12 protein-coding genes are annotated in these 11488 nt (G+C 33.8%); 11 read left to right on the top strand and 1 reads right to left on the bottom strand.

The features are described from left to right. The 9 genes from B2S90_RS00810 to B2S90_RS00770 form a co-directional block, all read left to right on the top strand. On the top strand, positions 1–1566 hold a 1566-nt coding region (locus tag B2S90_RS00810; protein WP_286696383.1), incomplete at its 5' end, for an SWIM zinc finger family protein. A gap of 85 nt (positions 1567–1651) precedes the next feature. Then, positions 1652–1780, top strand: a complete 129-nt coding sequence (locus B2S90_RS00805) for a hypothetical protein (RefSeq protein ID WP_286696382.1) — start codon at positions 1652–1654, stop codon at positions 1778–1780. A gap of 25 nt (positions 1781–1805) precedes the next feature. Next, the gene (locus B2S90_RS00800) at positions 1806–1967 is read left to right on the top strand and encodes a hypothetical protein (RefSeq protein WP_286696381.1); all 162 of its coding nucleotides are present in this window, start codon (positions 1806–1808) and stop codon (positions 1965–1967) included. A gap of 145 nt (positions 1968–2112) precedes the next feature. After that, on the top strand, positions 2113–3063 hold the full coding sequence (locus B2S90_RS00795; RefSeq protein ID WP_278861610.1) for a calcium/sodium antiporter: 951 nt from the start codon (positions 2113–2115) through the stop codon (positions 3061–3063). A gap of 129 nt (positions 3064–3192) precedes the next feature. Beyond that, the gene (locus tag B2S90_RS00790) at positions 3193–3330 is read left to right on the top strand and encodes a hypothetical protein (RefSeq protein ID WP_155812542.1); all 138 of its coding nucleotides are present in this window, start codon (positions 3193–3195) and stop codon (positions 3328–3330) included. A 235-nt stretch (positions 3331–3565) separates the two neighbouring features. Further along, entirely contained in the window at positions 3566–3898 is a 333-nt protein-coding gene (locus B2S90_RS00785) for a helix-turn-helix transcriptional regulator (protein WP_286696380.1), read from the top strand. A 99-nt stretch (positions 3899–3997) separates the two neighbouring features. Further along, positions 3998–5227, top strand: a complete 1230-nt coding sequence (pnuC, locus tag B2S90_RS00780; RefSeq protein ID WP_278860509.1) for a nicotinamide riboside transporter PnuC — start codon at positions 3998–4000, stop codon at positions 5225–5227. An 84-nt stretch (positions 5228–5311) separates the two neighbouring features. After that, positions 5312–5869 (top strand): elongation factor P, encoded by a 558-nt coding sequence (gene efp, locus B2S90_RS00775; protein ID WP_055289480.1) that lies wholly within the window; start codon positions 5312–5314, stop codon positions 5867–5869. A gap of 20 nt (positions 5870–5889) precedes the next feature. After that, entirely contained in the window at positions 5890–6636 is a 747-nt protein-coding gene (locus B2S90_RS00770) for an SDR family NAD(P)-dependent oxidoreductase (RefSeq protein WP_055233937.1), read from the top strand. A 33-nt stretch (positions 6637–6669) separates the two neighbouring features. On the opposite strand, the gene B2S90_RS00765 is transcribed toward B2S90_RS00770, so the two are convergent. Beyond that, entirely contained in the window at positions 6670–7923 is a 1254-nt protein-coding gene (locus B2S90_RS00765; protein ID WP_278779105.1) for an aminotransferase class I/II-fold pyridoxal phosphate-dependent enzyme, read from the bottom strand. 179 nt (positions 7924–8102) lie between these two features. On the opposite strand from B2S90_RS00765, the gene hypB reads away from it, so the two are divergent. Continuing rightward, on the top strand, positions 8103–8765 hold the full coding sequence (gene hypB / locus B2S90_RS00760; RefSeq protein ID WP_278779103.1) for a hydrogenase nickel incorporation protein HypB: 663 nt from the start codon (positions 8103–8105) through the stop codon (positions 8763–8765). A gap of 4 nt (positions 8766–8769) precedes the next feature. Continuing rightward, positions 8770–11451, top strand: coding sequence for an FAD-dependent oxidoreductase (locus tag B2S90_RS00755; protein ID WP_278779101.1), 2682 nt, complete (start codon positions 8770–8772; stop codon positions 11449–11451). The last annotated feature ends 37 nt before the right edge of the window (positions 11452–11488 follow it).

The raw sequence follows: 11488 nt of genomic DNA, 5'->3' as shown, positions 1-11488 counted from the left end.
TATTATTTTGATGAACGCGTAGAAGATTTACGTATTACTTCTAATAGGATTAAGGCAGTAGTTTATGGCACACATCCTTATCATGTAGAAATCAAATTAAATGGAAATAAAATCATAGGCATGTCCTGTGATTGTCCTTATGCACAAGACGAGCATAATTGTAAGCACATGGCAGCTGTTTTATATGAGTGGCAACTAAGAGTGACTCATCCAGAAATAGATAGTTCCCAGCTTGTTGAAGATGCTTCAGAAGAGGATGTACGATCATTTCTTATTCAAGTACTTGATGATAATCCTAATTTAGTAGAATCGTTTAAACACTATACACAAAATGAAATTTCTCTAGATACAATGATTGATGATTTGGAGGGAGTTTGTGATTCTTATAGTGATGGTTATCATTATATCGATTATGAATTTAGCCGGGATTTTTGTGATAACTATGAAGATGCTGTTGACAAGTGGCTTGATGTTTTAAAGAAAAGGGATCAATATTCTCTCGCATTTAGATTCTTATTAAAAGCTTATGAAGTATTTTATAAGCTAGATATTGAGGATAATGGAGGTGAAACGGTTGCACTTTCTGTTATCATTATAAGCCAATGGGCAAATATAATTATGTGTATGGATGACTTAGAAAGATTAGAAGCTTTTGTTGAATTAGGACAATACCTCAATAGCATGAGAGATTATTATGATAGCCAAAAGATTATTGAAATATTTTTTGATTGTTTAAGTGGTAAGGAATTCTTAAAGCTGAAGCTTGATCTTGTGAAAAAACAGTTAGACTACATAGAGAGTCATGATAATATTTTTAATAGAGAATATGCAATTGAAGGATTTGCGAAAAAGTATCTTGAACTCTTAAAGAAGAATAAAGCATCAAAGAAGGAGATAAGTGCTGTTCATAAAAAGTACTGGGAATATATTCCTATTAGAATGGACTGTGTCTATACTTGTATTAATAATAAAGAATATGACAAGGCTTTAGATTATATTGACGAATGTATTGATTTTGAATATGAAAATCAAGATCGTATGAAGTATAATATAATATTGAAGAAAGATATTTATAAGAAGCAGGGAAATATCAAAGCTTACAGAGAAGAATTAAAGAATTTGATTCTCTTTTTCAATGATACTAATTTAGAGGATTATGTTGAGCTGAGAAGTCTTTTTTCTGATAAAGAATGGATCAAGGAAAGAGACTCTATAATTGAACAGCTTACTCCTGGAAGGTTCTTATGTGAAATATTAGAAACAGAGCAATTATATGGACAGCTATTTGATGTTATTTTAAGAAGTAATAATAGAGATTTATTGCATCAATATACTCACGTGCTTAATGATGAATATCCTGAAAAACTGATTCAGTTATATCGAGAATTTGTTGAAAAACAGGCTGAATCTACTGGAAGCAGAAAGCATTATTATCAAATTGTAGAAGAGTTAAGAATCATGAAGTCTATTACTGGTGGTGATAAAGTAGTTGATGAAATCATTAAGAAATGGAAGATTCAATATAAAAACAGAAGCGCAATGCTGGATGAATTAAATAGAGTATAGTCCACTTCGGTGGACTTTTTTACATCCTTGTTTTACATCAAATGAGTCATCAATGGAAAATATAAACAAAAGGAGGTAAATGGAAATGAACCAGTATTATCTTACAGTAGATATTGGAGCTTCTAGTGGACGTCATATGTTAGCCTGTATACAAGATGGAAAAATCAAACTAGAGGAAATCTATCATTTCGAAAATGGAATGAAAAAATTGTAAGGAATTAGACAAGATTCCTGTCAGTATGTCTATTGATACTTGGACAATGGATTATGTCTTATTAGATGAAAATGATCATGTTGTAGGTGATTCTTATGGTTATCGTGATTATTGTACGGATGGTATGAATAAAGTAGTTAATAAGGTTATTAATGAAAAAGAATTATATGCTAAAACAGATTTTTAATAAACAAGTAATCAGTTATTATCGTCACCTCACATGTGAAATTATGATGAAATAATAGATGTGCTTCAATCGTTGGATACTATTGACTAACAGTAGGATGAAATGTTAAATTATTAATCAGTTTATATATAAAGGAAGAGAAAAAATGATTGATACTTTGATGAAATTAGCTATATTAATTGTTGGTTTTATATTATTGATTAAAGGTGCAGATTTCTTTGTAGATGGAAGCTCTTCTGTCGCAAAAAGATTAAAAGTTCCTTCAATGATCATTGGACTTACAATTGTCGCCATGGGTACAAGTTTACCTGAATGTGCAGTCAGTGTCACTGCTTCAATGAGCAACAACAACGCTCTTGCAGTTAGTAATGTAGTAGGATCTAACTTATTTAATTTAATGGCTGTATGTGGTGTATGTACACTTTTTGTTCCTCTTGCAGTCTCTACAGATACACTAAAGAAAGAATTTCCATTCTCTATTATCTGTGCTGCTTTATTACTTGTATTTGGTTTAGATAGTATGCTAGGTAGAGTAGATAGTGCAATCTTTATTGTATTATTTGTCGCATATTTAGGATGGATGATCTACTCAGCATTAAAGGCAAGAAATAAAGCATTAAGCGAAGATAATGATGAAGAAATCAAGCTATTACCAGTATGGCAGTGTATTGTATATATTGTCGGTGGTGCAGCTGCTATTAAATTTGGTGGTGATTTCGTCGTAGAAGGTGCTACAGCTATTGCGACTATGCTAGGACTCAGTCAGAACCTTATTGGTTTGACTATTGTCGCTTTAGGAACAAGTCTTCCAGAACTAGTTACTTCTATTGTCGCTGCAAGAAAGAATGAAATCGATATGGCTTTAGGTAACGTTATTGGATCTAATATCTTTAATATCTTGCTTGTATTAGGTATTGCCGGGGTCATTAGTCCTGTTGCCATAATTACAGAAAACTTGATTGATACATTTATTTTAATTGCAGTAAGTACTCTTGTATGGGCATTTGCATGGAAGAAGAAAGAACTTGTTAAGTGGCAGGGTATTGTGATGCTTGCCATTTATACAGCATATCTTGTTTATATTTGTATGCGTTAAGAAGGCGATGCCTTCTTTTTTTGTTAGATATCTAATATAGATGACAAATATGGTTTAACATAATACAATTTAAGAAGAGGAAAGATTGCACAAAGTCATTAAATGAATTTGAAAGGAGTATGGAATAACATGAGAAGAAATAAAGTAAGATATTATCTTGATGTTGTAATCCATCATCCTGATTGGACTATAGAAGATTTTGAAGAAGAAGAAAAAAAGCTTAAAGAAGAGAGCGATAAATTAACAGAGTGGCCTCCTATATATTGAGGCTGATTTGAAACCGACTTTATATACGGTCGGTTTTTAATTTACCTTATAAGGAGATTGATTTAATAGAAGAATCACACGGACACTGTTATTTAGAAGCAGAATCAAGAAGATACTCGGATAAGAACATGTATTGATGTAAAATTATTAGTAGTTGCTTGATAGTTGATAGCGCAATTAGTGGTATTAAGCTATATTTTTAGTGAGGAGGGAAATCAAAATAACAAATACATTCATGTTATTACTGGTGCTTATATCTGCACTTATTATCTGGGGTGTAATCATCTATGTCGTTTATTTGCTCATTGTTGCATTAAGAAAATATATTAAGTCAGAGCCAGTACGTAAAGAAAAGGAAGAGTATGCAAAAACACTAGGAGGTGTGATTAAAAAGCACCGCATGGAATGTCAGATGACTCAGGAATTTGTGGCAGAAACACTTGGTGTATCTAGACAAGCAGTCTCTAAATGGGAAAATGGTTCATTTGATCCAAGTACGACTAATCTTATAGCGCTTGCAAGTTTGTTTGATATTACACCTGAAGAAATGTTGAAAGAAATACGATAAACTTTACAAAAAGACCTACCATTTTAAGTGATTATTTATTATAATTGTGAAGTATTTTTTTAAAACACTGATTTTAAAATTTTAAGGGGAGTTTGTAATATGATTCAATTTTTTAAAAACAACATTGAACCTAGAAAGAAATTAAGAACAGCTGAAATTATTGTTCTTATTGCATTAGTATTAGGTTCAATTATTTCTCTTTGTGTAGGTCTTAAAGAAGTGCATTCTAATCCTGGTAAAGTGGATTATGTACAAAGCATTGTAATGAAAAGAAATACACAGGATGAAGACTATAGTTCAGACAACACAGTATGTGATGTTACATATAGTAAAGGTGACAAACAGCTTGTTGTTTCTTATTCTTATGAAGAATATACACAGTTAAAGAATAAGACTATTACTGCTTATGAATTCAAGACAAGTAATGGAACTGACTTATACTTTGATCACAAAGATGTGAGTCAGAAAGAAGTTAAACATTCTTATAAGCAGGTCATGGCAAATAAGACTATGTACATCTTTAACCTTGCATCTTCTTTATTTATTTTAAGCTTGTCATTGGCTTTAATGTTGTTATTCTCTAAACAGTTTACAACATATGAAAAGAGCTGGTTCTTGAGCATCATGTTACTTGCTACTATTTTCGCTGTTGCTTTCCCAGAAGAAAGTGCAAATGGTGTTAATGGTATTGTTATCATGTTATTGTATCTTTTAGATACATTCTTAAATATCTTATGTGAATTACTCATTTCTAAACAGTCTCGTTACAACTTCTTAGTATCTGTTGCTGTAGAAATTACGGAAATCGTAATGTGTGTTGTATTAATGTATCGTTTTGCAACAATGGTGACTACATTATTCTTCTGGCTTCCAATTGATATCATCAGTTATATCAACTGGTCTAAGCATAAAGATGAAGAAGAAGATGAATTGACAATGGTAAGAAAACTAAAAGGATATCAGGAAGTACTTGTTATTGTAGGTATCTTTGTATGGACTGTCGTTGTTGGTTATTTCATCAGTGGTTTAGATATTGCAACTGATTTCTATACAAATAAGACATTAGAAACATGGATCATTTATATTGATGCCTGTGCATCAGCAGTAGGTATTGCAAATGGTTTATTTATTTTCTTCAGATTAAGAGAACAGTGGATTGCATGGTATATCTGTGCTGCTTTAGAGGCTGTTATTAACATCTTATCTGGACAGTATGTATTACTCATACTTAAGCTTGGTTACTTCACTAATACAACTTATGGTTATATTAAATGGAGTAAATATATTAGAGAACACCAGAAAACAAACGAAAAATTATCTTTATTCTAATTAAATTTCTCTATAACTTGAGAGTAAGCTATAAAACTGCTACAATAGGAACGTAAAAAACATATAGAAACAGGAGTGATTATTATGGCAATTGCTGCAGGAGATTTTAGAACTGGACTTACATTAATCGTTGATGGCGATCCTTGGGTTGTTTTAGACTTCCAACATGTAAAACCTGGTAAAGGTGCTGCTATCTTAAAGACTAAAATGAAGAACTTAAAGACTGGTTCTACACAGGACAGAAACTTCAACGCTTCAACAAAATTCGAAGCTGCTAACATTGAAAAGAAAACAGCACAGTACTCATATGAAGCTGATTCTACTTACTATTTCATGGATATGGAAACATATGATACTTATGAATTATCAGAAGAACAGATCGGATTCAATAAATATTTCATCGTAGAAGGAAGAGAAGCATCTCTTATGTTCTTTGAAGGTGATTTATTATCAGTATCTATCCCAGAAAAAGTTGAATTAACTGTTGTCAAGACAGACCCAGCTATTAAAGGTGCACCATCTAACCAGACTAAGGATGCTGTCACTAATACTGGTCTAACATTAAGAGTACCTCAGTTTATTGAAGAAGGCGAAGAAATCGTTGTCTTCTCATCTGATGGAAAATACGCAGGAAGAGCTTAATATAAGCTCTTTTTTCACATATGAATAAAGTTGTACTTGTAACTGGTGGCGCTCAAGGGATAGGAAAAGCCATCGTATTAGAACTTGCGAAAAATCATTATGATGTAGTGATCAACTACCTTACTTCTAATAAAGCAGCGGCTTTATTAGAAGAAGAGATTAAAAAGAATTATGATGTACGTGTGATGACGATTCAAGCGGATGTATCAAAGGAAGAAGAAGTGGATGCCATGATTTCTTTAATAGAGAAAAAATGGGGTGGTGTTGATATTCTTATTAATAATGCCGCTGTTGATTTATCCAATCTCTTTCATCTTAAGACGGCTGATGAGTTTAGAAAGACATTGGATGTCAATGTCGTAGGGGCATTTAATTGCAGTAAGCGTGTCTATAGACATATGCTTGATCAGGAATATGGACGTATTATTAATATTTCTTCTACCAATGGTATAAATACTTATTATCCAATGTGTATTGATTATGATGCCTCTAAAGCGGCATTGATCTCATTAACACATAATCTTGCTTTTGAATATGGGCCATATATTAATGTGAATGCAATCGCACCAGGATTCATTGGAACAGACAATGAACTAGATGGATATGATGAAGAGTTCTTAAAAGAGGAACAGGAAAAAATCATGGTTAACCGTTATGGTAAACCAGAAGAAGTGGCTTATCTTGTGAAGTTCCTTATTAGTGATGAAGCCAATTTCATCAACAATACAATTATAAGAATAGATGGCGGCCAGAAAGGCAGCTGTTAAAAAAGGTCCTGAAATCAATCAGGACCTTTCGTGTTATTTCTTTAAAACATTTGTAAGGGCGAATAGAATAGAGAGTTTACTATATTCTAATGTAAGACCGCCCTGGATATAAAGTGTATAAGGTGCAACAACAGGTGCATCGGCACTTAATTCAATTGTACTTCCAGAAGTAAATGTACCAGCAGCCATCACTTCATCATGGGGATAACCAGGCATTGGTGCAGGCATAGTGGCTACAAATGAATCAATTGGAGAACTATTCTGAATAGCCTGTGTAAACTTCACTAGGTTTTCTTCTGTACCAAGTTCTAATGTCTGAATAATATCAGTTCTTTCTTCATTATATCTTGGAGAGACATTATTAAAGCCTAACTTTTCTAACATATAAGCACTAAATACAGCACTCTTTAAAGCATTCTTTACGGCATTAGGAGCCATAAATACACCCTTGAAGAATGTATTATTCATATTGAAGTTAGCTCCTAGATCTTTACCAATACCAGGTGCAGTTAATCTTTCAGCACACATAAAGATTAAATCTTTTCTACCTGCAATATAACCACCAGTAGGAGCAATACCTCCACCTAGGTTCTTCATTAAAGACCCTACAACGATATCAGCACCGATATGTCCTGGTTCCTTCTTTTCTACAAGTTCACCATAGCAGTTATCTACCATGATAATAACATCCTTATTGACTTCTCTGATCTTAGTAATAATGCGTTCAAGCTTAGAAAGTGTTAAAGATAAACGTGAAGAATAACCCTTAGATCTCTGGATTTCTACAAGTTTAACGTCATTCTTCTTTAAACGTTCTACGATTTTATCATCATCGAAATCATTATCAATTAAATCAATCTGTTCATAAGATACACCATGAGCCTTTAATGACTGACTAGATTCTCCTGAAATACCAATCATTTCCTGTAAAGAATCATAAGGTGCTCCAGATAATGAAATCATTGTATCACCATGCTTAAGCAAAGCAGATAAAGTTAAATAAAGTGCATTTGTACCACTCATGATCTGTGGTCTAACTAATGCATCTTCGCATCCAAGAATAGTTGCGAAAATAGCTTCTAGCTTATCTCTTCCTGAATCATAGCTGCCATATCCATTCATGTCCGCAAAATCAGAATAGCTGACATTATTCTCAATAAATGCAGAAAGAACTCTGTTTGAGTTATAGAAACAAACATCATCAATCTTTTCATAAATATCTTTTAATACAACATCAGATTCATTCGCAATTTTTAATAAGTTTTCATCTATTTGTTCTAATATCATAATTCTTCTCCTTTGAATACCTGTGCCATTATACACCAAATACACCACTATTTTAAAGAAAATCACAAACTCTAAGAATTTTAAATCCTTACAAATAAGATGATTTGTTAAAGGATTGTTTTGTTCTGTTTACTCTGTTCAAGAAATCTATTAGAATATCTAATGAAAGGGGTTTACATATGTATAAGGTTATAGAAGTAAAACAGAGTATATTTGAAGATAATAATAAGGATGCCGATTTATTAAGAAAGGAATGCAAAGAGAAGGGTGTTTTCTTACTTAATATCATGTCTAGTCCAGGTTCAGGAAAGACAACCACATTATCACGCACTATTGAAACAATTAAAGATGAAGTGAATATTGGTGTTATGGAAGCAGATATTGACAGTGATGTGGATGCGCACACTATTAGTCAGTATGGTGTACGTACAATACAATTACATACAGGAGGCATGTGTCATTTAGATGCGGATATGACAAGACAGGGATTACATGAATTAGGAATGGAAAATCTAGATCTTGCAGTATTAGAGAATGTGGGAAATTTGGTATGTCCTGCAGAATTTGATACAGGTTCCTCTTTAAATATTGCGATATTGAGTGTGCCAGAAGGGGATGATAAGCCTTTAAAGTATCCGCTTATGTTTGAAGTATGTGATGTAGTACTTATTAATAAGGTGGATGTTCTCCCTTACTTTGATTTCGATATAGAAAAGTGTAAAGAGAATATTCATTATCGTAATAAGAATGCAAAGGTGTTTGAAATATGTGCAAAAAGTGGAGAAGGAGTCAAGCTTTGGTGTGATTACCTTTTAACACGTATAAGAGAATGGAAGGAATAAAACAATGGCCTATAGAGATAATATTGATAGACTTGCAAGACGTATTACAGATCGAATACCAGTGAAGTTCAAGAAACTTAAGGAAGATGATCCTGAATACAAATGTTTAAGTGAAATCTTGAATGATGAACAATGTAATTTATGTTTATTTTTTGAAGTACGCAAACCTATGTCTTTTGAAGAAATTCTTAAAAGAACAGGCTGGGAAGAAGAACGTGTTGAACGTGTATTAAAAGAAGTATGTGATATAGGGATGATTGAATATAACTGGGAAAATGTAGATCATCATAAACAATATGTGATGCCTCAGTTCGTCCCTGGTTCTGCAGAATTCATGGTTATGAATAATGATTTAGTCAAAGAACATCCAGTTGTGACTGATTTCTTCGAGCAGATGACAAGATTACCACTAGAAAAGGTCACTCCAATGGTGCCTCCAGGAGGGGCTGGTATTGGAATGCATGTTATTCCAGTAGAAAAATCTATTGAAGCCAATCAGGAAGCAGTGTCTGTAGAAAAGATTTCTCATTGGTTGAATAAGTATGATAAGTATGCTTTATCTCCATGTTCATGTCGTAGACAACAAAGAGTTCGAGGAGAAGGTACAGGTGATATTGAAGCTGATGTATGTATTGCGGTGGGCGATATGGCTGATTATGTTGTAGAGACAAATAAAGGTGGTCATTACTGTACTTATGAAGATGTTATTGAAACATTAGAAAGATGTGAAAGAAAAGGTTATGTGCATCAGATTACAAATATTGATGGTGAAGATAAGATCTTTGCGATTTGTAACTGTGCAGCAGGTGTATGTAATGCCTTAAGAACAAGCCAGCTCTTTAATACACCAAATATGTCTGCAAGTGCTTATCGTGCACATGTGGATGTCAGCAAGTGTGTAGCCTGTGGCAAGTGTGTAGAAGTATGTCCAGTAGGAGCTGCAAAGCTTGGTCAGAAGCTTTGTACAAAGAAGGGGCCTATTGAATATCCACAGGTGGAATTACCAGATATGATTAAATGGGGACCAGATCATTGGAATCCTGATTTTAGAGATACTGCCAAAGTCAATTGTCATGAAACAGGGACTGCTCCTTGTAAAACAGCCTGTCCTGCTCATCTTCCTGTACAGGGCTATATCAAGATGGCTAGTGTTGGACGTTACATGGATGCTTTAAAGCTTATTAAAGACTTTAATCCATTCCCTGCAGTATGCGGTTCTATATGTAACAGAAGATGTGAACAGGAATGTACACGTGGATTATTGGATGCCCCTCTCGCAATTGATGAAATCAAGAAGTTTATTGCGGAAAGAGAACTTAATGAGGAAGAACGCTATATCCCATTATGTGAAAATGAAGAGGGTGGATTCTATTCTAATAAGATGGCTATTATTGGTGCAGGTCCTGCTGGTATGAGTGCTGCTTATTATTTAAGAATCAAGGGTTATCCTGTCACTGTCTTTGAAAAAGAAGAAAAACCAGGTGGTATGCTTCGTTATGGTATTCCATCATTTAGATTAGAAAAAGATGTCATTGATGCAGAAATAGAAGTGCTTAAGGCAATGGGCATTGAGTTTAGATGTGGTGTAGAGATAGGTAAAGATATCACTATTGATGGATTACGTGAAGAAGGCTATGAAGCCATCTATCTTGCGATTGGTGCACAAGGTGGTAAGAAATTAAATATTCCTGGAATGAATGAAGAGTATGTTATGACAGGTGTTGATTTCTTAAGAGAAGTTAATAAAGAAGAGAGTAAAGACATGCTTAGTGGTCATGTGGTTGTCATTGGTGGTGGTAACGTGGCTATGGATGTGGCAAGAAGTGCTTTAAGAAGTGGTGCAGCATCTGTTGACTTATTCTGTTTAGAATCAGAAAAAGACATGCCTGCAAGCCCTGATGAAGTGGAAGAAGCCATTCATGAAGGTATTACTATGCATTGTGGATGGGGTCCCCAGGAAATCAAGGATCATACAATCACATTAAAGAAATGTATATCTTTAAGAGATGAAACAGGTGCCTTTAATCCATCTTATGATGAAACACAAACAGAAAGCTACCCATGTGATTATGTTTTATTATCTGTAGGACAGGATATTATTCCTGTAGAAGGATTAGATATCAATACAAATCCAAATGGTACAATTCAAGCGGATGCTATTACTTTACAGACTTCTGTAGAAGATATCTTTACAGGAGGGGATGTATATACAGGTCCTCGCTTTGCGATTGATGCGATTGCACAGGGTAAAGAAGCGGCTGAATCAATGCATCGTTATGTACATAAGGGTCATTCTTTAACTTTAGGTAGAGATTTACACCAGTTTAATCAGCTTGATAAGGACGATATTTTAATTACTTTAGATTTTGATCATTCAAAGAGACAGATTCCAGGTACAAAACAGGGTCTTGCGACAGAAACATTTAAAGACTTACGTTCTACATTTACGCCTGAACAGGTACAAACAGAAGCAAAACGCTGTCTTGGATGTGGTACAAGTGTGGTAGATCCTAATAAATGTATTGGATGTGGTCTATGTACAACTAAATGTGAATTTGATGCAATCAAGCTTACAAGAGATATCCCAGAAGGAAGCAATATGGTGAGATCAGAAGATAAGTTGAAGGTCATTCTTCCTTATGCTGCAAAAAGACAGATTAAGATCTTACGTAATAAGAAGAAATAAAAATGCATGAATTAGGTATTGTCGTACATATTGTCAG

It is taken from the genome of Catenibacterium sp. UBA627 (assembly GCF_002299355.1).
GTDB lineage: Bacteria > Bacillota_I > Bacilli_A > Erysipelotrichales > Coprobacillaceae > Catenibacterium > Catenibacterium mitsuoka.
This window is presented reverse-complemented; position numbering and strand designations above follow the sequence as displayed.